This is a genomic window from Ensifer meliloti, from assembly GCF_030064585.1.
GTDB classification, from domain to species: Bacteria; Pseudomonadota; Alphaproteobacteria; order Rhizobiales; family Rhizobiaceae; genus Sinorhizobium; species Sinorhizobium meliloti.
This window is the reverse complement of sequence record NZ_CP120364.1, coordinates 964,997-988,794: the sequence shown is the minus strand read 5'-3', so window position 1 is coordinate 988,794 and position 23,798 is coordinate 964,997. Positions and strand designations below refer to the sequence as shown.

Annotated in this window: 24 protein-coding genes and 1 pseudogene; 18 read left to right on the top strand and 7 right to left on the bottom strand. The window is 63.3% G+C overall.

From position 1 onward, the window contains the following. Positions 1-118 precede the first annotated feature (118 nt). The 16 genes and pseudogenes from PZL22_RS04500 to PZL22_RS04430 all read left to right on the top strand — a co-directional run bounded on the left by PZL22_RS04500 (position 119) and on the right by PZL22_RS04430 (position 14,279). Positions 119-1,216 (top strand): ABC transporter permease, encoded by a 1,098-nt coding sequence (locus PZL22_RS04500; RefSeq protein ID WP_284718186.1) that lies wholly within the window; start codon positions 119-121, stop codon positions 1,214-1,216. Between the two features lie 8 nt (positions 1,217-1,224). After that, the gene (locus tag PZL22_RS04495) at positions 1,225-2,157 is read left to right on the top strand and encodes an ABC transporter permease (protein WP_003536791.1); all 933 of its coding nucleotides are present in this window, start codon (positions 1,225-1,227) and stop codon (positions 2,155-2,157) included. Positions 2,158-2,166: 9 nt separating this feature from the next. Then, positions 2,167-3,693 (top strand): ABC transporter ATP-binding protein, encoded by a 1,527-nt coding sequence (locus PZL22_RS04490; protein WP_284718185.1) that lies wholly within the window; start codon positions 2,167-2,169, stop codon positions 3,691-3,693. 120 nt (positions 3,694-3,813) lie between these two features. Beyond that, complete coding sequence (locus tag PZL22_RS04485; RefSeq protein WP_013850166.1) at positions 3,814-4,710, top strand: LysR family transcriptional regulator; 897 nt, start codon at positions 3,814-3,816, stop codon at positions 4,708-4,710. Positions 4,711-4,895: 185 nt separating this feature from the next. Next, positions 4,896-5,195, top strand: coding sequence for a hypothetical protein (locus PZL22_RS04480; RefSeq protein WP_003536794.1), 300 nt, complete (start codon positions 4,896-4,898; stop codon positions 5,193-5,195). Positions 5,196-5,413: 218 nt separating this feature from the next. Then, on the top strand, positions 5,414-5,689 hold the full coding sequence (locus PZL22_RS04475; RefSeq protein ID WP_003536795.1) for a type II toxin-antitoxin system ParD family antitoxin: 276 nt from the start codon (positions 5,414-5,416) through the stop codon (positions 5,687-5,689). Beyond that, positions 5,686-6,028 (top strand): annotated as a pseudogene (locus PZL22_RS04470) (type II toxin-antitoxin system RelE/ParE family toxin). The gene PZL22_RS04475 and the pseudogene PZL22_RS04470 overlap by 4 nt, the downstream one beginning before the upstream one ends. 26 nt (positions 6,029-6,054) lie before the next feature. Further along, entirely contained in the window at positions 6,055-6,180 is a 126-nt protein-coding gene (locus PZL22_RS31565; RefSeq protein WP_244422812.1) for a hypothetical protein, read from the top strand. Further along, entirely contained in the window at positions 6,177-6,389 is a 213-nt protein-coding gene (locus PZL22_RS04465) for a helix-turn-helix domain-containing protein (protein ID WP_231198589.1), read from the top strand. Before PZL22_RS31565 ends, PZL22_RS04465 begins: the two co-directional genes overlap by 4 nt. A 32-nt stretch (positions 6,390-6,421) precedes the next feature. Further along, positions 6,422-6,808, top strand: coding sequence for a RidA family protein (locus PZL22_RS04460; RefSeq protein ID WP_003536798.1), 387 nt, complete (start codon positions 6,422-6,424; stop codon positions 6,806-6,808). A gap of 156 nt (positions 6,809-6,964) precedes the next feature. Beyond that, a complete protein-coding gene (locus PZL22_RS04455; protein ID WP_003536799.1) occupies positions 6,965-7,132 on the top strand; it encodes a hypothetical protein in 168 nt (55 codons plus the stop codon). Between the two features lie 169 nt (positions 7,133-7,301). Then, entirely contained in the window at positions 7,302-8,402 is a 1,101-nt protein-coding gene (locus PZL22_RS04450; protein ID WP_127517186.1) for a glycosyltransferase family 4 protein, read from the top strand. 129 nt (positions 8,403-8,531) lie between these two features. Next, positions 8,532-10,736, top strand: coding sequence for an amylo-alpha-1,6-glucosidase (locus PZL22_RS04445; protein ID WP_003536802.1), 2,205 nt, complete (start codon positions 8,532-8,534; stop codon positions 10,734-10,736). 134 nt (positions 10,737-10,870) lie between these two features. Further along, a complete protein-coding gene (gene araD / locus PZL22_RS04440) occupies positions 10,871-12,592 on the top strand; it encodes an L-arabinonate dehydratase (protein WP_080573614.1) in 1,722 nt (573 codons plus the stop codon). 26 nt (positions 12,593-12,618) lie between these two features. After that, positions 12,619-13,344: a ribonuclease activity regulator RraA gene (locus PZL22_RS04435; RefSeq protein ID WP_003536805.1), complete on the top strand. Its 726-nt coding sequence runs from the start codon at positions 12,619-12,621 to the stop codon at positions 13,342-13,344. A gap of 2 nt (positions 13,345-13,346) precedes the next feature. Beyond that, the gene (locus PZL22_RS04430; protein WP_003536807.1) at positions 13,347-14,279 is read left to right on the top strand and encodes a 2-hydroxyacid dehydrogenase; all 933 of its coding nucleotides are present in this window, start codon (positions 13,347-13,349) and stop codon (positions 14,277-14,279) included. Between the two features lie 207 nt (positions 14,280-14,486). Here the strand turns inward: PZL22_RS04430 and PZL22_RS04425 are convergent, their stop codons facing one another. The 7 genes from PZL22_RS04425 to PZL22_RS04395 all read right to left on the bottom strand — a co-directional run bounded on the left by PZL22_RS04425 (position 14,487) and on the right by PZL22_RS04395 (position 22,335). Further along, a complete protein-coding gene (locus PZL22_RS04425; RefSeq protein WP_003532187.1) occupies positions 14,487-15,374 on the bottom strand; it encodes a DMT family transporter in 888 nt (295 codons plus the stop codon). Then, on the bottom strand, positions 15,371-17,011 hold the full coding sequence (locus tag PZL22_RS04420; protein WP_284718184.1) for an ABC transporter ATP-binding protein: 1,641 nt from the start codon (positions 17,009-17,011) through the stop codon (positions 15,371-15,373). Before PZL22_RS04420 ends, PZL22_RS04425 begins: the two co-directional genes overlap by 4 nt. Beyond that, positions 17,008-17,955, bottom strand: a complete 948-nt coding sequence (locus tag PZL22_RS04415) for an ABC transporter permease (protein WP_003532184.1) — start codon at positions 17,953-17,955, stop codon at positions 17,008-17,010. Before PZL22_RS04415 ends, PZL22_RS04420 begins: the two co-directional genes overlap by 4 nt. Then, complete coding sequence (locus PZL22_RS04410; protein WP_003532182.1) at positions 17,952-18,875, bottom strand: ABC transporter permease; 924 nt, start codon at positions 18,873-18,875, stop codon at positions 17,952-17,954. Before PZL22_RS04410 ends, PZL22_RS04415 begins: the two co-directional genes overlap by 4 nt. A 72-nt stretch (positions 18,876-18,947) precedes the next feature. Then, entirely contained in the window at positions 18,948-20,456 is a 1,509-nt protein-coding gene (locus tag PZL22_RS04405; RefSeq protein WP_284718183.1) for an ABC transporter substrate-binding protein, read from the bottom strand. A gap of 123 nt (positions 20,457-20,579) precedes the next feature. Then, positions 20,580-21,551 carry a dihydrodipicolinate synthase family protein gene (locus PZL22_RS04400; RefSeq protein WP_284718182.1) on the bottom strand — a complete coding sequence of 324 codons (972 nt, stop codon included), beginning with the start codon at positions 21,549-21,551 and terminating at the stop codon, positions 20,580-20,582. Between the two features lie 52 nt (positions 21,552-21,603). Then, the gene (locus tag PZL22_RS04395; protein WP_284718181.1) at positions 21,604-22,335 is read right to left on the bottom strand and encodes a FadR/GntR family transcriptional regulator; all 732 of its coding nucleotides are present in this window, start codon (positions 22,333-22,335) and stop codon (positions 21,604-21,606) included. Positions 22,336-22,442: 107 nt separating this feature from the next. On the opposite strand from PZL22_RS04395, the gene PZL22_RS04390 reads away from it, so the two are divergent. Together PZL22_RS04390 and PZL22_RS04385 are read left to right on the top strand one after the other, a co-directional pair. Continuing rightward, positions 22,443-23,147, top strand: a complete 705-nt coding sequence (locus tag PZL22_RS04390) for a GntR family transcriptional regulator (RefSeq protein WP_003532175.1) — start codon at positions 22,443-22,445, stop codon at positions 23,145-23,147. 29 nt (positions 23,148-23,176) lie between these two features. Further along, positions 23,177-23,749 (top strand): sulfite exporter TauE/SafE family protein, encoded by a 573-nt coding sequence (locus PZL22_RS04385; protein ID WP_284718490.1) that lies wholly within the window; start codon positions 23,177-23,179, stop codon positions 23,747-23,749. Positions 23,750-23,798: the final 49 nt, after the last annotated feature.

Sequence of the window (23,798 nt, the reverse complement as noted above, 5' to 3'; positions counted from 1 at the left end):
GACAGGTTGGGCCGGTCCGGCGCCGTTCGGCGTGTGCCCCATTCTGCCACGATAACCGCTTCGATCGATTGTTCGATGGAAAGCTTCAGGCTTTTCCTAATCCGAAGGCAGCAAACTCATGGCAAACAGTGAAAGTGGACAGCCGCTGGCGGTCGTCCCCCAGGCCTATGGCGCCCTTTGGCGAGGCCTGCTCGGTCCTTTACGCACGATTATCCAGCCGGCCGCCGCTGTTGTTCTGGCTCTCGCATGCGGCGCGGCGCTCCTTGCCTTCAACGGTTACGAAGCACGCGCCGTGATCGATGTGATGGTGCTTGGCGTCTTCCAGGACACCCGCTCGATCGCCGAAATTCTCCTGAAAGCAACGCCGCTGATCCTGATCGGCGTCGGCCTTTGCGTCCCCTTCCGCTGCAGCATCTGGAACATCGGCGCCGAGGGGCAATTCTATGCCGGCGCCATCGCCGCAACCGCCGTCGGCGTTTCCTTCGACGGGTTGACCGCGTGGATCTACGTCCCGCTGGTCATGATTGCAGGCGCTCTTGCAGGTGCGGCATGGGCGGCGATCGCCGGACTTCTGAAGGTCTATTTCCGGGCCAGCGAGATCGTGACGACGATCATGCTGAATTACATCGCCATTATCATGACGAGCTATCTCGTGACCGGCCCGCTGCGGGATGCGGCTGCGGCCTATCCGCAATCGGCCCGGCTGGTCCAGGAGGCATGGATGCCGCGCATCCTGCCGCCGACCCGCCTCCATATCGGCATCCTCGTCGCCCTGGCGGTGGCCGTCGTGATGTACATCTTTCTGTTCCGCAGCACCCGGGGCTATGCGCTGAGGGTGGTCGGCATCAGCCCGGACGCCGCGCGCTATGCCGGGATCAGCGTTCCCAGGAACATCATGCTGTCGATCTGCCTGAGCGGCAGCATGGCCGGGCTCGCAGGGGCCTTCGAGATCGCCGGCGTCACCCGGCGGCTCTTTCAGTCGATCTCTCCGGGCTATGGCTTCGAAGGCATCGCGGTCGCTCTTCTCGCAAACAACAATCCGATCGGAGCGGTCTTCTCCGGCCTCTTGTTTGCAATTCTGCGAAGCGGCTCCGAGCTCATGCAGATCACGGCACAGGTGCCTCAGGTTCTCGTGCTCGTGATTCAGGGCATCGTCATTCTCTCGGTCGTGGGATTTGCCGTGTTGCGGATCCCGTCGTCGCGCCCTTCCGAATAGGTGGACCCATGGAAGATGTAGCTAGCCTGAGCTTTCTCGCCGCGACCATTGCAGCCTCATGGCGGCTGGCAGCGCCGCTGATGTTCGCATCGATCGGCGAAGTGTTTTCCGAGCGCGCCGGTGTCCTCAATATCGGCCTCGAAGGCGTGATGCTTGCGGGTGCCTTTGCGGGTTTCGCCGCCGCCTTCACCAGCGGAAGCATCCTGCTCGGTGTCGCCGCGGCGGTCGCGGCAGGTGTTCTCGTCGGCCTGTTGTTTGCGTTCTTCACCATCACGATCAAGGCGGACCAGATCGTGGTGGGCGCCGCCATCAACCTGCTCGGCCTCGGCCTGACGGCCTTTCTGTTCCGCGCCTATTTTTCCTCGGCCGGTAAGGGCATCGAAATCGCCAAGCCTGTCGATCTGCCGTGGCTGAGCGATCTGCCGTTCTTCGGCGAAGCGTTCTTCCGGCAGAACGCCTTTGTCTACAGCACGCTTCCGGTGGCCGCGCTTGCCGTCTTCGTGCTCTACAGGACGTCGTTCGGACTGACGCTTCGCGCCGTCGGCGAGCATCCCAAGGCTGTCGACGTTTCGGGCCGCAGCGTAGCGCTCTACCGCTACGGCGCGGTGCTTATCTGCTCGGCGCTCGCGGCGCTCGGCGGCGCCTTCCTGACGCTCGCCCACTCCAACCAGTTCGTCGAAGGCATTTCCTCGGGCCGCGGCTTCATCGCCCTTGCCGTGGTCGTCTTTGCGAGATGGTCGCCCATCGGCGCCTTCATCGTCTCGCTGCTCTTCGGGGTGTTCTATGCGCTGCAGCTGCAATTGCAGGCGCAGCCGGTGCTCTTCCTCCCCTATCAGCTCTTCCAGGCTCTGCCCTACGTCATGACGATCGCGGCGCTGATACTTGTCCGAAACCGGGTCGACACACCGAGCATGCTCGGCGTCGCCTACAAGAAAAGCTGAGGGGGAGAAATGGCGGGCAAACAACTGCTTTTGATGGATGGAATCCATAAACGATTCGGACCGCTCATCGTCAGCGCGGGCGTGACCCTCGACGTCGAGGAGATCGAGATTCACGCGCTGCTTGGCGAAAACGGCGCCGGCAAGACCGTTCTGATGAGCATTCTTTGCGGTGTTCTCTCGCCCAATGAAGGGCAGATCGTCTTCAAGGGACGGCCACTCAAGCTAGGCTCCCCCCGCGAAGCCATCAAACATCGCATCGGCATGGTCCACCAGCACTTCATGCTGGTCCCCAACCTCACGGTCGCGGAAAACTACGTGCTGGGACAGGGCTCGCCCTTCAGCATGATCCGCGACATGAGGGCGGTACATGCGCGCATTCTGGAGCTCAGCGACCGCTACGGTCTCGACGTCGCGCCCGACGCGCTCGTCTCCAGCCTGTCGGTTGGCGAACGGCAGCGGGTCGAGATCTTGAAGGTGCTCTACCACGGCATCGAACTGCTGATTCTGGACGAGCCGACCGCGGTCCTGACGCCTCAGGAAACCGACCGTCTCCTGCGTCTGCTTCGCCAACTCGTCGCAGACGGAAAGACGGTCATCTTCATTTCGCACAAACTGGACGAGGTGATGCGCGTCAGTGATCGCGTCAGCGTCATGCGCGATGCCAAGGTCGTCCGTACGGTGAAAACGTCCGAGACGACCGCGCGCGAGCTGGCGCGCATGATGGTCGGCAGAGACGTTCTGATGGATTTGCCGCGGGCACCTCTCGAGCCCGGCCGTGTCGTGCTGTCGGTCGAGCATCTCAGCTGCGACGGCGAAGCCGGGCTTCCGGCACTGCGAGACGTATCTTTCGAGGTCAGGGCCAATGAAATTGTCGGGATCGCAGGCGTCTCCGGCAATGGCCAGAGCGAGCTGGCGCTGGCCCTGACGGGGCTTCTTCCGGTTGCGTCCGGCAGCGTCACGCTCGACGGGACCCAGCTGGCGGGCCTGTCGTCCTACGAGATCAATCAATTGCCTATGGCGCATATCCCCGAGGACCGCCACAGGATGGGCATCGTGCTGCCGCTGCCACTGACGGAGAATGTGATCCTTCAGCGGTTCGGCAAGCCGCCCTTCTCGTCTCGTGGATTGCTCGACCTGAACGAGATCACGAGGCAGACCCGCGATCTCATGCGCCGATTCAAGGTCAAGGCGTCGGGACCGGGCGACCGCATCCGGAATTTGTCGGGCGGCAATCAGCAGAAGCTCGTCGTCGGGCGCGAGTTGGACCGCCGGTTCGATTTCCTGCTGATCAATCAGCTTACGCGCGGTATCGACATCGGAGCGACCGAGCTGGTGATGCACAAGATTCTCGAGCAGCGCAGCGCCGGCAAGGCCATTCTGCTGATATCCACGGAGCTCGAGGAATTGCTCACGCTCTCCGACCGCATCCTCGTCATGTATGAAGGCCGCCTCGTCGGCGAGATTCCGCCCGACCGCAGCCGTCTGGAAGAGATCGGGCTGCTGATGGCCGGCAAATCTCCGCTATCGGCAGCTTGAGGAACCGGTCTAAGGCGATCGCGGGTATATCCATTGTTTTTGCGCCCGAAAAAGGGGAACTTGGCTCAAGCGGAACGGGAACAGCAGCGCTGCTGCCTGGCGCGAGACAGAGAAGTACCGATGAATGTGACACTTCGCCAGTTGCAGGCCTTCATTGCCGTGGCCGAACTCGGGCGTTTCCATCTGGCGGCCGATCACCTCGGACTTACGCAGTCGGCGATCAGCATCCTGATCAAGGATCTGGAGGTTGCCCTCAAGCATCGGCTGTTCGACCGGCACACACGCATGGTCAGCCTGACGACGGCCGGAGCGGAATTTTTGCCGCAGGCCCGCAAAGTCATGTCGGACCTCGAGATCGCGGTTGCGAATGTTCACGAACTGGCGAGCCTGCAGCGCGGCCGGGTCACGATCGCGGCCGCAATCGTGCTTGCTGCGACCTTGCTGCCGCCGGTCATCGCGCGCTTCGTGAAGCGCTATCCCGACATATCGGTACAGGTGCGGGACATGCCGGAGGAGGAGATCCGCTCCGCATTGAAGCGGAACGAGGCGGATCTCGGCATCGGCACCGTTTCCGCCGACGATCCGGAGATCCAGGCCAGCGTGCTGATGCGGGACCAGCTCACCTTGATTTGCCGCTCCGACCACAGATTCGCAAAGGCGCGGCAGGTGAGCTGGGCAAGCCTTGCAGGCGAAGGCCTGATCGGACTGGCAAAGGACAATCCCCTGCGCGGGCTCGTCGATCGCGCGCTGATCGCCTCCGGTGTCGAGGTCAAGACGAGATACGAGGTGCGTTTCTCGACGACGGCGATCAGCATGGTGGCGGAAGGCCTGGGTATAGCGATCCTTCCGGAAAACTCCCGCCAGCTCACGACCAATGTGGACGTTCGGATCGTCGAGCTGGTCGATCCGGTCATCAGCCGCAACATCTCCATTCTGCAATACCGCCAACCGATGCTCTCGCCGGCGGCGGCAAAAATGAAGGAATTTCTCATGGGAGCGAGCCGCAAGCTCTCGTGATTTAGGGCACTTCCCCGTCTTCGAGACAGTCCGGCGGCAGGATGCCGGATTGAGGGTGATGACTCCGCCCACGGCATCATTATGTCCGCCGATGAACTTGGTCGCGATCTCGACGACGACGTCGACCCCGAAATCACGCGGGCGGCAGACCGCCGGCGACGCTAAGGTATTCGCAGATCACCACGATGCCGCGCGCGTGCGCCAACTCCGGCGAGCGCCTCGACATAGAGCACCTTCGTTTCTTCCGTAAGCGCATTCTCGACACCGCCATCAAGACGGCCGAACAGCCGGCGGCCGCGCCAGCAGCTCCGGCCGCTTCCGACATGCCGGTAGAGCCGAAGCGGCCTGCTGCCAGCCCGCTGCCGGCCGGCACCTACATTCCGCTATCGCGGGCTGGCGAGACAGCCAAAACCCACCAATTGCCGCCCGCCTATTGGGAAACGCTGGAAGAAGTCAGCTTTCGAACGCGCGACGACAAGGGTTAGCGGATTCCGCAGGAGCGGCTTGTGGCCAAGGCGCTGAACCTGCTTTTCGCAAATACAATTTCCCGGTCGTTCGTGAGGGGGGGGAATAGTTGCCAAGCCATCATGCTTGCGTGCAATCATGTAGGCAGGATCGCTCCGACCGTTTGCTGCGTTTCCCGATCGGTCTATATGTGGTAGTGTTCAATCCTACTTAGCACGATCCGAAACGGGAGATTCCCATGCGCAGCACGCAACAATTCAGCGTCACGTTGCCGAATGAAATGGCACAGATGGTCAAGACGAAGGTTTCGTCGGGCGAGTATGCCAGCGAGAGCGAGGTTATCCGCGACGGGCTGCGCGCCTTGCAGGCGCGCGACAAGGCCCTTGAAAGCTGGCTGCGCACGGAAGGCGTTGCCGCCTACGACAAGCTAAAGGCCAACCCGAGCCGGGCGCTCAGCGTTGACCAGGTACGCCAGCATCTTGCCAGCAAGCGTAAGCGATCTGACCCGGCGTGACGCACACCGTTCATTTCACCCCGGAGGCTCGCGACCAGCTCGCCACGCTGGAAGTCGATATTTCCGGGGCAGCGTCGCCCGCCGTGGCGGCGCGCTATGTCGATTTCCATCGTGGACTATTGCGGGAAGCTGCAAACCTTTCCGCACCGAGGCACGCGCCGCGACGATCTTCGGCCAGGCTTGCGAACGCTTGGGTTTCGCCGGCGTGTGACGATTCTGTTTGAGGTAGCGGACGGCACCGTGAATATCATCGGCGTCTATTACGGCGGCCAAGACTACGAAGCACCTTTGCGGGACGGGGATTTGACGGAGATCGAGCATGACGACGACGAATCCTAGCCGCGCCGCGTGTCGCCAGCGTCGTCATGGGGGAAACACCCTGGCGAGCTGGTATGAGCCTCATGGCGTTCGACAGCCTAGAAGCGTGGCAGCGCGTAGCCACATGGTGTCGACCGCGTTCGCCGGGATCGGGGATTTCGAGCGGTCCTTGATCGTAGAGCGCACCAGCGCCGGCCGGATCGCGGCGAAGGCGCGAGGCGTGCGGTTCGGTCCCTCCCCTGCCCTGTCCGCCGCGCAGATCGAAAACGCCCGGAAGCTCATCAAAGACGAGGAAAAGCCGGTGGCCGAGGTCGCTCGGCTCTTGGGTGTGCATCGTGCGACCCTTTATCGGGCGTTAGCCGATGCGCCCGCCGAGGCTTGATGCTTGCCGACTCAGACGAAAGGACACTCCGAATGCAGATGATTCCACGGAACCCGCGCGACGGCATCTATCCAGCTACCGACGACTATGTGCATGCGATGGAGGTGAGCGGCGCGGCACGGTTTCTATTTGTCAGTGGCACTATGGGGCTTGATCCCAAAGGGAAGGCTCCAGACAGCCTGGAAGAACAGCTATCGCTGATCTGGTCCAATATCCGGCGCATCCTCGCCGAAGCAAACATGACGACCGACAATATTGTGCGGTTGACGAGCTACTTGCGCGATGCCTCTTATGCCGAGGCGAACCAGAATGTCCGCATTGCGGCTTTGGGCAATCGTCGTATCCCGACAACTGCGATCGTGGCCGAAACCCTTGTCCCGGAATGGTTGGTCGAGATCGAGGTGGTAGCTGCCGCATGAGATCGCTGGCCGGCCCGCTCTTTCACATAGGGCCGTAGCTATTTGGCTGCCCGCAACGCATCCTCTCAGGCGGGAAGGCGAAATAACCGAGGTCGAAGCCTTCCGGCGCGTCCGCCGATGCGCCGATCTGCCAGGTGCCGTTCAGCGGCCTGACCGTTGAGGAAGAGCATATTCAAGCCGGAAAACGTTCAGGCGGCCATCGAAGCCGTCCGCCCCTGGGCGGTCGATTCCCTCACCCACACGAACCAGCCGCTTCCCGGAGGCGGCTTTCGCAAGGATATCGACAAGATCGCGGCTTTCGTGGAGGCGGCAAGAGCGGCCTGAGCCCCCACCTCCATAAAGAACAGATCCGTGATCATCCGGTCGCGTCGCTTCGCCGTTGCTCTTGAAGAGGACGGCGCATCGACTAGATCATAGATGTTGTCCGGCCCCGGAGGTTCACAATGGAGGCTCACAACGCTTCATGACATCCCGATCCAAAGGAGCGTCGTTCATGAAGATAGCCCAGATCGCACCGCTGTTCGAACGTGTCCCGCCGAAGCTCTACGGCGGAACCGAGCGCGTCGTTCACCACCTGACGGAAGAGCTCGTCCGGCAGGGCCATGAGGTCACGCTCTTCGCGAGCGGCGACTCGATGACCTCGGCAAGGCTCATCCCCTGCTCGGATATGGCGCTGAGATTGAACCCTGCGGTTCAGGATCCTATCCCCTATCACATGCTGATGCTGGAGGAAGTGCGCCGGCAGGCCAACGGCTTCGACGTCCTGCACTTCCACATCGATCTCCTGCATTTTCCCCTCGTTCGCAGCCTCGCAGGAAAGACGGTGACGACGCTGCACGGCCGCCTCGATCTGCCCGATCTCCAGCCCTTCTACGCCGCATTCCCGGATGTTCCTCTGATTTCGATCTCCGACGACCAGCGAAAACCGATGCCGCCGGTCAATTGGGTCGCGACGGTCCATCATGGTTTGGCTCCTGACGTCCTTCCCTTCACCGGCCAGCCGAGGGGCGATTATCTCGCCTTCCTTGGCCGCATCTCGCCCGAAAAGCGGCCCGACCGCGCGATCGAAATCGCTGCCCGGGTCGGCATGCCGCTGAAAATCGCCGCCAAGGTCGACAAAGCGGACGAGGCCTACTGGCTGAACGAGATCGAGCCGCTTGTCCGGCGCTATCCGAATGTCGAATTCATCGGCGAAATCGACGAATGTCAGAAGGGCGAGTTCCTCGGAAATGCACGCGCCCTCCTCTTCCCGATCGATTGGCCCGAACCATTCGGGCTGGTGATGATCGAGGCGATGGCCTGCGGCACGCCGGTGGTCGCCTTCCGCTGCGGCGCGGTGCCGGAGGTGATCGACCACGCCGTGTCCGGCTTCATCGTCGACAGCATGGAGGAGGCCGTGAAGGCGGTCCACGATCTCGACCGGCTCGATCGCCACACGGTCCGGGCGACCTTCGACAGACGCTTCACCGCCCGACGCATGGCAGATGACTATCTGGATCTCTATCGCGCCCTGGCAGGCGGCGCCCAAAGGGTCATGCCGATCCATGCGGCGAACGAAAGCGGTGCCGGCCCCGGCTCTGCCAGGGTCGCCTGATACCGGATCACGGATGAGTTCTGATCGACCTGAACGCATCGTGATCTACTCGAGGAGCGAGAGCGGGATGCGGGCGGAAAACGGCACGCACCACCCTCACCCTGCTCCTATGCAACGGAGACCGATCCGATGGGAACCAACCTCTCCGGGGGGCCGGCCGAAGCCGCTCCCGACGTGACATCTGCGGACGACCTGGGACCCGCAGCGGTCTCGCGTTACGAGCGAAGCTCCAGATCGCTGAAACACGGCGATACCTTCGCAGTGTTCGACCACAACGGCGATGCGTTTTCCTCTCCTTCCAATCCGGAGGGGATCTTCCACCGCGACACCCGCCATCTGTCGGAGTTCGTGCTGACATTGAACGGCGCCCGGTCGCTGTTGCTGAGTTCCACGCTCAGGGACGACAATGCCACGCTCGACTGCGATCTCACCAACCCGGCTCTCGTGCTCGATCCCGGTGGCGAGGTCTTGAAGCATGACCTTATTCACGTGCGGCGTACCCGGTTCCTCTGGCAGGAGGCCTGCTACGAACGCCTGGTCCTCCGAAACTTCGATGAAGTGCCGAGAAGGCTGCAGGTCGAATTGTCCTTCGCCGCCGACTTCGCCGACCTTTTCGAGGTGCGTGGCACCCCCAGGCGACGCCGCGGCACCCATCACAGCGCGCTGGTCGGCAACGCCCGGGTCGTCCTGGCCTATGACGGCCTCGACGGCCAGACCCGCAGCACGACGCTCCGCTTCGATCCGGAGCCGCAGAGGCTCACCGGACGGGAGGCGAGCTTTGTCGTCGAGCTCGCACCGCATCAGGCGCAATCGATATTCATCGAAATCGTCTGCAACAGTCTCGAAGACAATCCGCACCCTCCGGCCTTCACCTTCTTTCTGGCGTTGCGCGATGCCAGGAGGGCGTTGCGCTATTCCGCCTCCCGCGCCGCCGCGGTCGTGACCTCCAACGCCGTGTTCAACGAGGCGGTGAGACGCAGCGTCACCGACCTCTACATGTTGCTTACGGAGACACCCGAAGGTCCCTACCCTTACGCCGGCATCCCCTGGTTCAGCACCGTCTTCGGCCGCGACGCTCTCATTACCGCGCTCGAAACACTGTGGCTGGACCCGGAAATCGCGAAAGGCGTGCTCAGGCATCTTGCCGCCAACCAGGCGACCGATTTCGACCCCGCCGCCGATGCGGAGCCGGGCAAGATCCTGCATGAGATGCGCTACGGCGAAATGGCGGAACTCGGCGAGGTGCCCTTCCGGCGCTATTACGGCAGCATCGACTCGACCCCTCTCTTCATCATGCTTGCCGGCGCCTATCTCGATCGCACCGGCGATCTCGATACCGTGCGGAACCTCTGGCCGAACGTGGTGGCGGCGCTTGACTGGATCGACCGTTTCGGCGACCGCGACGGCGACGGCTTCGTCGAATATGGAAGCCGCACCGCAAAGGGCCTGGTGAACCAGTGCTGGAAGGACAGCCACGATTCGATCTTCCATGCCGGGGGCAATCTGGCCTCGGGGCCGATCGCGACCGCCGAGGTACAGGCCTATGTCTTCGGCGCCTGGCAGGCGGCCGCGCGGCTGTCGCGCAAGCTCGGCCATGTCGAGGATGCGCTGAGGCTCGAACGACGGGCCGAAGAGCTGCGCATCCGGTTCGACACGGCCTTTTTCGACGATGAGCTTGGAACCTATTCGCTGGCCCTCGACGGGGAAAAGAACCCCTGCCGCGTCCGCTCCTCCAATGCAGGCCATGCGCTCTTTACCGGCATCGCCCTGCCGGAGCGCGCCGGCAGGGTAGTGTCGACGCTGATGGCGCAATCCTCCTTCTGCGGCTGGGGCGTGCGCACGATCGCCGCCTCGGAGGCGCGTTACAATCCGATGAGCTACCATAACGGCTCCGTCTGGCCGCACGACAATGCGCTGATCGCGGCAGGCTTCGTGCGCTACGGCTTTCAAGCCGAGGCGGCGAGCATCTTCGAAGGGCTGTTCGCGGCCTCCACCTACACCGACCTCAGACGTCTGCCGGAGCTATTTTGCGGCTTCGCGCGCCAGCGCGCCCGCGGGCCGACCTTCTATCCGGTTTCCTGCGTCCCGCAGGCCTGGGCGGCGGCTGCCCCCCTCTATCTGCTCCAGTCGATGATCGGACTCGGCTTCGATGCCGGCAGGATGCATGTCACCCTGAACGAGCCGACGCTCCCGCCCTTCCTGGACGAGGTCGTGCTGAAACGGCTGCGGGTCGGTTCGGGCATGGTCGACATAGCCCTGAGACGGTCGAGATCCCAGGTCGTGGTCGACGTCCTGGAGCGGAGGGGCGGAGTGAAGGTGCTGACGACGCATTGAGTTAGAACGTCGCCGGAGCACTGGAGGCTGCTCCCGGCCCGCCAGATCTACACTAATGCATTAGTGTATTGCACCCTGTTTCCCGCCATGCTACATCCGCGTGGAAGATCCACCTGTCGGGAATATCCAAGCCAATGACATCCACACTTCGTAGCGCACGGTGGTTTGCCCCCGATGACCTGCGCTCTTCCGGTCACCGCTCCCGCCTGATGCAGATGGGCTACGACGCCAAGGACTGGGGCGAGAAGCCGATCATCGCCATCCTGAACACATGGTCGGATCTCAATCCGTGCCACGCTCATTTCAAGCACCGGATCGACGACGTGAAACGCGGCGTGCTGCAGGCCGGCGGGTTTCCCGTCGAACTGCCGGTGCAGTCGCTCTCGGAAAGCTCGCTCAAGCCGACGACGATGCTCTATCGAAACTTCCTGGCCATGGAGGCGGAGGAATTGCTGCGCGGCCACCCGATCGACGGGGCCGTACTGATGGGCGGGTGCGACAAGACCACGCCTGCCCTCGTCATGGGTGCGATCAGCGCCGGCCTCCCGATGATCTTCCTGCCGGCCGGCCCGATGCTGCGCGGGCACTACAAGGGCGAGCATCTCGGCTCCGGCTCGGATGCATGGAAGTATTGGGACGAGCGCCGCGCGGGAACGATAACGGATGAGCAATGGATCGGCGTGGAGGAGGGGATCGCCCGCTCCTACGGCCATTGCATGACCTTCGGAACGGCAAGCACGATGACGGCGATCGCCGAGTCGCTCGGTTTGACGCTTCCCGGCGCCAGCTCGATCCCCGCAGCCGACGCCAACCACATCCGTATGAGCACGCGATGCGGCAGGCGGATCGTCGAGATGGTTCACGAGAAGCTGGGACCTGAGAAGATCATCACCGAGAAGTCGGTCGCAAATGCGAGTGCCGTAGCAATGGCGACCGGCTGTTCGACCAATGCCGTGGTGCATCTCATCGCCATGGCGCGACGGGCCGGGGTGCCGCTGACGCTCGAAGATCTCGACAGGATCAGCCGCACGACGCCCGTCATCGCCAATATCAGGCCTTCCGGCAAGCAGTACCTCATGGAGGATTTCTATTATGCCGGCGGCCTGCGCGCGCTGATGGCGGAGATGAAGGAGCTGTTGCATCTCGACGCGATGACGGTGAGCGGATTTCCGTTGGGGGCGACGCTCGAAGGGGCGGAGGTGCACAATTCCGACGTCATCCGGCCGCTTTCCAACCCGATCTATCATGAAGGCTCGCTGGCCGTCCTGAAGGGCAATCTGGCGCCGGATGGCTGCGTCGTGAAGCCGTCCGCCTGCGAGGAGCGGCTGCGGGTCCATGAGGGGCCGGCGCTCGTCTTCGACAGCTATCCGGAGATGAAGGCCGCCATCGACGACGAGGATCTCGACGTCACGCCCGACCACGTGCTCATCCTCAGAAATGCGGGGCCCAAGGGCGGGCCCGGCATGCCGGAATGGGGTATGCTGCCGATCCCGAAAAAGATCCTGAAGCAGGGCTATCGCGATATGCTGCGCATCTCCGACGCCCGCATGAGCGGGACGAGCTACGGCGCCTGCATCCTGCACGTGGCGCCGGAGTCCCATGTCGGCGGGCCCCTTTCGCTCGTCAGGACCGGAGACATCATCCGCGTCGACGTGCCGAACCGGACGATCGACATGCTGGTCGACGAGGAGATATTGGCGATGCGGCGGGCCGCATGGACGCGCCCCGCCGACAAATACGAACGAGGCTATGGCTGGATGTTCTCGAAGCACATCAAGCAGGCCAATGAAGGCTGCGACTTCGACTTTCTCGAAACCGCCTTCGGAACAGCCGTGGGCGAGCCCGACATTTTCTGATTTCACGAACTTCCCAGGGAGGAAACATGACCACCTATGTTCTGTCCGACGAGACACGCAGGAAATTCGAAGGCGTAAGCTGCGCCACCTTGTGCACCGCCCTCTTCAAGCGCGGCCTGCGCAACCAGTTCATCCAGGACGTTCGTCCGGTCGCGCCGAAGGCGAAGAACATGGTCGGCCAGGCCTTTACCCTTCGATACATCCCGGCTCGAGAAGACCTGAACCAGCTTTCCGCCTTTCAAAATCCCGAACACCCGCAGCGCGCGGCCGTGGAGAAGTGCCCACCCGGTTTCGTCATGGTGATGGATAGCCGGAAGGATCCGCGGGCGGCTTCCGCGGGTTCGATCCTGGTTTCGCGGCTGATGGTGCGCGGCGTCGCCGGCGTCGTCACCGACGGCGGTTTCCGGGACAGCCCGGAAATCGGCGAGCTCGACATCCCCGCCTATCACAGCCGTCCTTCCGCGCCGACGAACCTGACGCTGCACCAGGCGCTCGACATCAACGTTCCGGTCGGCTGCGGCGACGTCGCCGTCTGGCCGGGAGACGTCGTCGTCGGAGATCGCGAAGGCGTGGTCGTCGTCCCCGCGCATCTTGCCGACGAGATCGCCGCCGAAGCCGTCGAGATGACGGCCTTCGAAGACTTCGTCACCGAGGAAGTCCTGAAGGGCCGCTCCATCATCGGCCTCTATCCCGCCACCAAGGATGAGACGAAGACGGAATTCGCAGCCTGGCGCCGGACCAAGGGACGCTAGGCATGACGATGCTCCGGGACATAACCATCCTTCAGGCCGCCGAACTGCCGGAAAAGACCGATCTGGAACTGAAGGAAACCTTCAATACCGTCCGGCTGCCGAAGGATGCCTCGGCGATCGGGCCGTTTCTTGCCGAATACGGAGCACGGATTCGCGGCATCGCCGTCAGGCACGCCCATATCGATGCGGCCATGCTCGACCGCCTGCCGGCGCTGGAGATCATCTCCAGCTACAGCGCCGGTCTCGACGGCATCGATGTCGAGACCGCGCATGCCCGTGGCGTCGTCGTCCGCAACACGTCGAAGATCCTTGCCGAGGATGTCGCCGATCTTGCGCTTGCACTGAGCATTTCGGCCACGCGCGGCCTCATGCGCGGCCACGATTTCGTGCGCGAGGGCAAGTGGGGCGGGAGCGCCTTCCCGCTCGGCCGCTCGCTGAGATCGCTGAAGACGGGGATCGTCGGGCTTGGACATATCGGCTCGGCGGTCGCCGCCCGGCTGAGCGTGATGGGAGCGCCAACCGCCTATTACGGCCCGAGACGCAAGCCTGTCGACCTTCCGTATTTCGACGGCATCGAGGCGCTCGCGGCCTGGGCCGATCTCCTGATCGTCACCTGTTCTGCGAGTCCCGAGACGATCGGCCTCGTCAATGCCGCCGTGCTCGCGAGCCTTGGCCCGGAAGGCTATCTGGTGAACGTCTCGCGCGGCACGATCGTCGACGAACAGGCGCTCATCACGGCGCTGGCCGGAAACGGGATCGCCGGCGCGGCCCTCGACGTCTTCGAGAAGGAGCCTTTCGTCCCGGAAGCGCTCCGCACCGATCCGCGCGTCGTCCTGTCCCCGCACATGGGCAGCGGTACGCGCGAGACGCGGCAACAGATGGGCGACAGCATGGTCGCCGCATTGGTGGAGCATTTCGAGAGCCGAAACGGGTAATCGTTCGCAAAAACCCCTCCCCAACCCCTCCCCACAGGTGGGAGGGGCTCTGGCGCCCGTTGCACCCGATTGCCATTCCCCAGAACCTTGAGACTGTCGCGACGGTCAGAGAGGCGACGAGGCCACGGCCGGTTAGCCCCTCCCACCTGTGGGGAGGGGTTGGGGAGGGGCATTCGTTCCTTGCGTTGCGCGCTCGCGGCCCCGCCCCTATCCTCGCCTCCTCCCCTCGCGGTGAAAGAGCAACGCGATCGCCCCGAGGATGATCGCTCCGCCGATCACGACCTCCAGCCGGATCGGCTCGCCGAAGAGCACGAGGCCAAGGATGAGGGCGATCGGCAGCCGGATGAAATCCACGATAACCAGCAGCGAAGCGTCGGCGAGCTTCATTGCCCTCGCGAAGGATAGCTGGGCGAAAAGGCCGCCGATGCCCTGCAGCGTCATCAGCGCGAGGCTGAACAGCGAAGGCGTCTGCCAGAAAGGCAGAGCCATGACGAAAGCCACGGGTACCGTCACGAGCAGGTTCAGCCAGGCGATGCTGAGCGGGTCCTCGCGTTCGGCCGAAACCTTCATCAACAGCGCGACGATGGCGAGGCCGACCGCTGACGCCAGCGCCCAGGCCGCGCCTGACTGGAAGGTTGCGGCGCCCGGCCTGACGACGATCAGAATACCGGCGAAGCCGGCAACGAGGCTGAGGACCCGGGCGGCCGAGAACCGCTCACCGAGGAAAAGTACCGACCCGAGCGCGACGAAGAGAGGCATGGTGAAGGCGATCGCGGTCGCGGAGGCCAAAGGTATCTCGGTGACGGCAATGAAGGCCGCGACGAGCGCAAGAAGCTTGATGACGGCCCTGATCGCATGGACGGAGAAATGCATCGCCCGGGCGCTGGATTGCGCGATGCCGAGCGGAAAGCCGCGGCGGCGCAGCAGCAGATAGAGCGCGATCAGGCTGGCAAGGTTACGGAAGAAGACGATGCCGATCGGGTGGACCTCCCCGGCCACGAAGCGCACGACCACGCCGTCCATTGCCGCGACCAGGGAATTTGCCCCCATCAACAGGGCTCCTGCGACGACAGCAGGCAGGGCGATCTTCTTCATGCCGCGTCGGCGGCTGTCTGCCACTTCGGCTTCGGAGCCGCATTGATGAGCTGGCGCGTATAGGCATGTTGCGGATTGCGGAAGATCTCTTCCGTCGTCGCATGCTCGACGATCTCGCCGCTCTTCATGACGATGATGCGATCGGCAAAGTGACGAACGATCGGCAGATCATGGGTTATGAAGATGTAGGCGAGGCCCAGCCGGTCACGCAATTCCGCCAGAAGATCGATGACCTGCACCTGCACCGAGACGTCGAGCGCCGAGACGGCCTCGTCGCAGACGACGAGCTCCGGATCGCAGGCAAGCGCCCGGGCAATGGCGATGCGCTGCCGCTGGCCCCCTGAGAACTGGTGCGGATAGCGTTTGGCGTGCTCGGGGTTCAGGCCGACGAGCCCCAGCAATTCGGTGACACGGTCGCGCCAGCGCGTCTTCTCCAGAATGTCCTTGTGGATGCGCCACGGCTCCGAGACGATGTCGAACACCGTCATGCGCGGGTTCATCGAACTATAGGGGTCCTGGAACACCATCTGCACCTTCCGGCGGAAGGCCAGCAGTTGCTTGCGGTCCATCTTCAGGACGTCGCGTCCGTGAAACAGCGCCTCGCCGCCGGAAGCCTCGTTCAGGCCCAGAAGCACGCGTGCGACGGTCGACTTGCCGGAGCCGCTCTCGCCAACGATCCCGATCGTCTCGCCGGCTGCCACGTCGAAGCTCAGGTTCTTGACCGCATGCAATCGCGCCGGCTTCGCAAAAATCCCGGACGAGAGCGTATAGAACTTGTCGATGTTCTTCACTTCCAGGATCGGTTTCCCGGCCGGCCTCGCCGGCCTCGGCGGCGCTCTATCATCGGCATGTGGGAGGGCGTTGATCAACGTCCGCGTATAGCTGTGGGCGGGATTTTCGAAGACGGCGCGGGCTTCCCCCTCCTCCACGATGCGGCCGGACTTCATGACGATCACCCGGTCGGCCATGTTCGCGGCCACCTCGAGGTCATGGGTGATCATGATGATGGCAAGGCCGTCTTCGGCCTGCAGCTTCTTCAAAAGCTCGAGGATCTGCGCCTGCACGCTCACGTCGAGCGCCGTCGTCGGCTCGTCGGCAATCAGGATTTCCGGCCTGAGCGCGATCGCCATGCCGATCATGATGCGCTGGCGCTGGCCGCCGGAAAACTGGTGCGGATACTGATCGATGCGCTTCTCCGGCTCCGGGATGCCCACGCGCCCCAATATCTCGACCGCCCTCTGCCGAGCCTCGGCGCCGCTCGCCACTCCGTGGACAGTGAAGACCTCCTCCAGCTGCCAGCCGATCGTATAGACGGGGTTCAGATGCGACAGCGGGTCCTGGAAGATCATCGCGATCCTGCGGCCGTTGAGGTCCCGCCGCTCCCCCTCGGAAAGCGAGGAGAGATCGCGTCCGCGATAGGCGACCGTCCCGGCGCAGATATCGCCCGGAGGCGTGTCGATGAGCCCCATGACCGCACTGGCGCTGACCGACTTGCCGGAGCCGGACTCGCCCAGGATCACGAGCGTCTCGCCGGCGTCGACATGAAAGCTGACCCCGCTCGTCGCACGGAAGGCACCGCCGAGCGACAGGAAATCCACGGTCAGATCCTTGACCTCGAGGAGGTGTGGGCCGGTCATTTGCGTTTCTCCGGAATGCCCTTCTTGGAGCGGGCGAGTTCGATCCGCCAGCGCTGCTGCGGATCGGCATAGGTGCGCCACCAGCTCGACAGGATATTGAGCGAAAGCGTCGTCAAGAGGATCGCGAGTCCGGGCCAGAAGGCGATCCACCAGGCGGTCGAGAGATAGCCGCGGCCGGTGGCGACCATGGCGCCCCAGGTGAACTCAGGCGCCTGGATGCCGAGGCCGAGGAAGCTCAGCGACGACTCGGCAAGAACAACGGTTGCGAAGTCGATGGCGCCGATCGTGACCAGCGTCGGCAGCACGATCGGCGCGATGTGACGGAAAAGGATGCGCGTGTGGTTGGCGCCGAGCGCGACGGCGGCGCTGACGAACATCCGCTCTCTCACCTCAAGCACTTCCGCACGCGTTGTGCGCAGATAGATCGGCACGCGGGTGATTGCGAGCACCAGTATCAGATTGGTGACGGAAGGGCCAAGGCTGAAGAGGACGATCAGCGCCAAAAGCAGCGAAGGAAAGCTCATCACGATGTCAGCACCGCGCATGATCATCGTGCCGGCGGCGCCTCGCGAATAGCCGGCAATCAAGCCGAGCATGCCGCCGATCACGACCGAGCAGAACACCGCAAAGAACGCGATGCCGATCGTGGCCTGCGCACCCACCACGAGCCGCGCGAGCAGGCTGCGGCCGAGCGTGTCGGCGCCGAGCACGTAAGTCCAACCCTGGGACAGGCTGAACGGCGCCATGTTCCGGGCGCGGAAATTGGGTTTGTCGATGAGGTCGCCCATCAGCCACGGACCGAAGACGGCGCACGCGACCACGAGCAGCAGGAAGATCACGGCGGCGAGCGCCAGCCAGTCCCGGCTGATGAGGCGCAGTATCTGAAAACGCGAGACTTTCGTCTCGGGGGTATCGGCGGAAGTCGTCATGGCCGTCGCGCTCATCTCGTTTCAAACCTTATGCGTGGATCGAGCCGCGCATAGACGAGGTCTATCGCGATGTTCAGAACGAAAATGGCAATCGCCGTCACCAGCACCGTCGCCTGGATGAGCGCGAAGTCGCGCCGCACGATCGCGTCGATCATGAGCTTGCCGATCCCCGGCCAGCCGAAGATGGTTTCCACGACGACGGCGCCGTTGACGAGGCTTGCGGCAAGGTCGCCGGCGACGGTGATGACCGGGAGCAGCGAGTTGCGCAGGGCGTGGCGGAAGACGATCCGGGACCGGTTCACGCCCTTGGCCCGCGCCGTCTTCACATAGGGCGAGGCAAGCGCACCCATCATCGTGCCGCGAACGACCTGGACCAGCAGGCCGAAGGGTCTGAGGGTCAGAACGAAGATCGGCATGATCCAATGCAGCGCCGTTCCCGTCCCGGAGGTCGGAAGCAGGCCCAGTCCGACGGAGAAGACAAGGATCGCCACGATCGCAACCCAGAAATCCGGGGCGCTGGCGCCCGCAAGCGACGCGGTGCTCGCGATCTTGTCGAACAGGCTGTTCGGGCGTGCCGCGGCAAGCGACCCGACGACGACGGCGAGACAGAGAGAAAGAACGATCGCGATCACGGCGAGCTTCAGCGTTTGCGGAAAGGCCTCGAGCGCGACTTCCATGGCCGGCCGGTTGCGGCTCAGCGCGTCCCCGAAATCGAATCGGGCGAGATCGACAAGGTAACGGCCGAATTGCACGACAAGAGGATCGTTGAAGCCGTGCGCCTCCGAGAAGGCCTGACGCTGCGCTTCGGAAGAATCGAGCGGCAGATAGAGATAGGCCGGATCGCCGGTAAGCCTCGAGAGGAAGAAGACGAGCACCAGAAGCCCGATCACCGCGATCAGGCTCTGGCCGGCGCGTCTGAGAATGAAAGCGAACACGGCGTTTCCTTTCCACCGTAATCAAGGAGGGCGCCGCGACGTGAGACACGCCGCGGCGGCAGGTCGGGTTCGTCAGTCCTTGAAATGGATCTCGGAGAGCGCGATCTCGCTGTTCGTCTTGAGATCCGGCTTCCAGTCGAGGCGCGAGCCGACGCGGACATAGCCGATCATGTGGTACATCGGCACGTCTGCGACGATCTCGTCGTGCACCTTCGCGAAGACCTCCTGAAACAGCTTTTCACGCTCGTCGCCGGTCGCGGCCATGGCTTTCTTCAACACGACGTCGAGGTCGGGATCGGCGATCGTCGAATATTGTCCCTCGCTCAGATACATGACCGGAGCGGTAAACCCGGCGTCGCCCGTATTGTTGTCGTGCTGCTGCTGGAAAAGCGTCGGCCCGCGTCCCTCCGGGAAGGGCTTGTCGAGATAGCGCACCCAGTCGGCCGCTTCGAGCTGGCGTATCGAGACGTTGAGCCCGATCTCCTGCCACATGGATCGCATCGCTTCGAGGCTTTCGGCCGAGTTCGGGAAGAAGCCGTTGCGCCCGATCAGCACGATCTCCTTGTCGACCGGAGCGCCTGCGGCCTTGGCTTCCTCGACCAGCTTCATCGCCTCTTCGGGATTGTAGGTCCATGGCTTGATATCGGGATTGTGGCCGCGCACGCCCGGAACGACCATTTGCGAGGCCCGCAGGACGTCCTTGCCGAACAGCGCTTCGCCCATGCCGTCCCAGTCGATAGCCATGTTGAGCGCCTTGCGGATGCGGACATCATCGAGCGGCGGGATCTGCGCATCGATGCGCATGCGGGTCGTCTCGGAGTTCAGATAGGCAAAGTCAGACTCGGCATTGGTGGCGTCCTGCACGGCGATGGATGGGGTCATGTCCGCTTCGCCGGATTCGACCATGGCCGCCCGGATGGCCGACTCGCTGCGCCAGACATAGGTTGCGCGCGTGACGTCCGGCTTGGCGCCCCAGTAAGCATCGTGACGCTTCAGGACGATCTGCTCGTTGGACTTGCTTTCGACCACATAGGGTCCCGTGCCGACGGGATCGTTGCTTTCCTTGTCGAACGGCATGTTGGGGGAGACGATCTGCACGGTGCCGAGCAGCGTCGGCATGATCGGCACCGGGCTGTCGGAGGAGATCTCCACCGTCTGCGCATCGACCGCCTTCGGCGTCAGCTTGACGTCGCCGAATTTCGAGCGGCTGTCGCAGGTGAGGCCGGGGTTCATCAGGCGGTTGATGGACTTGACCACCGCTTCGGCATCGAACGCCGCGCCGTCCTGAAACTTGACGCCGCTCTTGAGATGCACACGCCAGGTCAGATCGTCCACCTGCTCCCATTTTTCAGCAAGCCAGGGGCCGACGGTGCCCTTCTCCGTGTCGATGACGGTCAGGGTCTCGGTAATGTTGGAATTGATGATGCGGCCGATATCCGACCTGATGGAGCGACAGGGATCGAGGTTGGCCGGCTGCTCCGGCAATACGATCTTCACCTCGCCTTCGGCGGCCATCGCGACGCCGGAAAAGAGCGTCGCGGTCAAGAGCGCCACGGCGCAGGTACAATAGCGGATGGTCATTTCTTTCTCCTCCTCGGTAAAGACCAGGACGTTGCGGCGGGCCGTTTTCGGCCTCGTAGTCCTCCGGCACCGCATCCGCACTAGCGCACTAATGTATTAGTGTGTCCACACAAAAGTGTCAACTCAGGCTGAAGCCGCCGCCGCTGCCTTTCCGGAGCGCCTCAGGCAGGCGGCTTCCGCCGCCTTCAAGGCCTCCACCGCGGCGCCGACGGGGCCAAGCTTCGCAGCACTCAGATTGGAGATCATGGGCATCAGCCGGCCCGTGTCGGCGATCCCCGCCAGCCGCATGCCGTCATGAAGCACCTGCAAGCCGCCAAGGTCCGTGCGAACTCTCTCGAACTCCAGAAACGGCTGGCTGAGCTCCAATGCCTCGGCGCCGCGCCCGGCCTTGTAGAGCGTAAGGAGCTCCATCGCGGCCGAAGGGGCAATGCAGACCGCGCCCGAAGTATAGGTCGTCAGTGCGCGGCGGCCGAGATGATCGTGGATCGGCGTTTCGCCCATGCCGCTCGCCATCCGGTCTTTTCCGATCGCCCCTATGACGGCATCGAGATAGGCGTCCTGCGCCGGATCGGCCCGCTCCACCGCATATTTGACGAAATCGACGGCGCCTTCGGAGACGAGGCGGGCAAGCTCGTCCGGATCGACATAATTCTCCCGCTTCAGATAGAGCACGAGGCCATGGCCGAGAATCGCCGCGAGGCGGCGCACGCCATTGGCGACACCGGCGGGATCTGCCGGGAATTGGGTCGGGAGCAGCATCACGTTCTTGAAACCCAGGTCGCGGGCGATCGGCGCCTGCGCCATGGCCTTGCCGAAATCCGGACCGATCGACGTTATGAGACCGGTCTGCGGCGCAGCAGCCGCGATCACCGCCTCCATGCCCGCGCGATAGTCGTCCAGGCCGAAATGATAGAGGTTGGCATTTCCGCCATAGAGGAGAATGCGCACCCCGCCTGCCTCGATATGACGAATGATCGCCGCGTTGGCGTCGGCGTTCACCGTCAGATCCGCATTCAGCGCGATGGGCGGGACCGCCACCACCGAAGCTGCGTAATCACGGGCACCAAGTCGAGTTTGCATGAGAACCTCCTCCATAAGTCGGTTTTCATTACAACATGGCCAACGATTTGTAAAATATATTTACCTATCAGGAGTCGATTGTACCGTCCGTCATCCTTCGGCGCGCGTTGATGATGTGCGTTTCCATCGCCACCCGCGCCCATACGGCATCTTTCGTGCGGATCGCTTCGACGATCTCGGCATGTTCGGCAATGACCCGGCGGGCACGTGCCTGCGATCCGGACCGGGTGAGGGCAAGCGAAACGTTCATGAAGCTGGTCAGCGAAACCTCCGGGCCCTCCAGCGCCTTGGCGAAAAACTCGTTTCCCGTCCCCTCGCAGATCGCAAGATGGAAACACCTGTCGCTTTCCGGCAGGAAGGCCCCGCGGCCGACCTCATGGGCGAAGGCCTCATGGGCCTCGATAATGGCGGCAAGCTGCTTTTCCGTGCGCCGCTCCGCTGCCAGTGCTGCCGCCTGGCCTTCCACGTAGAAACGAAGCTCCTGATAGCGCAGGAAGCGCGAAATATCCTCCAGGTCGGCCAGGTTCGGCAGATCTTGCGAGGGCCTGCTCAAGACATAGGTGCCGCTGCCGCGCCGCGCTTCCACGAGGCCGTCGACCCGCAGGCGCGCAAGCGCCTCGCGGACGACCGGCCGCGAGACGCCGAAGCGTTCGGCGAGTTCGTTCTCCGTCGGCAGACGTGCGCCCGGTTGAAAGATGCCGTTCAATATGTCGTGCAGGATGCGCCCGTAGACCTGATCGGCATAGCTCGACGGGCGGGCTTCGGCTAGGCTTTCGAGGATGGGCGACTTCTCGGGCACGGCGATCCTTCCTGTCCTGCCGGGGAGGCCGGCCGGCGAGATCCACTTCACACTAACACATTAATGCATTATTACAGGATCGGGAACCGTCCTGGAGGATTGGATTTTTGACATCGGAAGCTCCGGCTGCCAAACATCGCAGCGGCCTTGACCGCACCCGGCAGATCGCGCCGCAAATCGTGGAATATCTTCGCGAGAGGATCCTCGCGCTCGACCTCGCCCCCGGTACGGCGCTCTCGCGTGTCGAACTGCAGAAACAGTTCGGTCTCAGCCAGACGCCGGTGCGTGACGCGCTGATGCGCCTGGAGGAGGAGGGCCTCGTCACCGTCTACCCGCAATATGCGACGCTGGTCTCCAAAATCGATATCAATCTGGCCCGCCAGACCCACCTCATGCGCCGTGCGGTCGAGCAGGAAGCCGTCTTCAATCTGGCGGAAAAGGCCAACAGGGGACAGATCGCAGACCGGCTGCGAGTGGCGAACACCAAGCTGAAAGCCCTCGCTTCGAAGGAACATGCGGAGTTTCTCGCGGCCGACCGTGCGTTTCACTTCATCATCTTCGAGGAAGCGGGGCTGGAGCACATCTGGCCGATCATCCGCCGCCACAGCGGCCATATCGATCGTCTGCGGCGCCTCAATCTCGTCAATGTCGGCACCAAACGTGTGGTGGACACCCACGACATGATCATCGAAGGGATCGAAAAGGGTGCGCCGGTCGAGGCAGCGCAAGCGATGAAGACCCACCTCTCCGGCACGTTGTCGATGATCGACGACATCGCGGCGCGTTATCCGGATTACATAGAACTCGGGTAGGCTGCCCGGGAGCCGCGCGCGGACACCTAATCGGTAGGTTCGCGGACGACGTTTCCGCGGCTCTCCCCGGCGCGGCGCTCGGCGGCGTCCTCGGCGCCGCCGCCTTCTCCAACACCTCGGCGGAATGGCTTCAGATCGTCGTCGTCCTGTTCCTGATCTCGACAATATTCCAATACGGCTTCGGCCGGCGGGAAAGGACCTTTGCGGTAGCTACCTGGTGGTTTTTCCCGGCACAGTTCGTCGTCAGCTTTCTTTCCGGCCTGATCGGAGCCATCGGGCCGATCCTGAACACGCTCTATCTCAATGCCGACATCACCAAGGAAAAGATGGTAGGGACCAAGACCGCGATCTCCTTACCCATGCATCTCGCCAAGCTCGGCACATATGCGGCACTCGGTGCGTTGACAGGCAAGCTGCTGTTGTTCGGCATCGCCGCCGGGCTGGGAGCGCTTCTCTCCAACTGGCTCGCCAAGCGGGTGCTGACGAACATGAGCGAGCTGAATTTCCGCGTGACCGTGGTCGGCTTCATGGCGCTGAGCGGAGCGGTCATGATCTGGGAGCAAAGAGAGACGCTCCTGCGGATATTTCCGGGGAGCACTTGATCCCGCCCGGGATCTGGCCCGCCAACCAGGCCACCGCCCGATGCCAGCC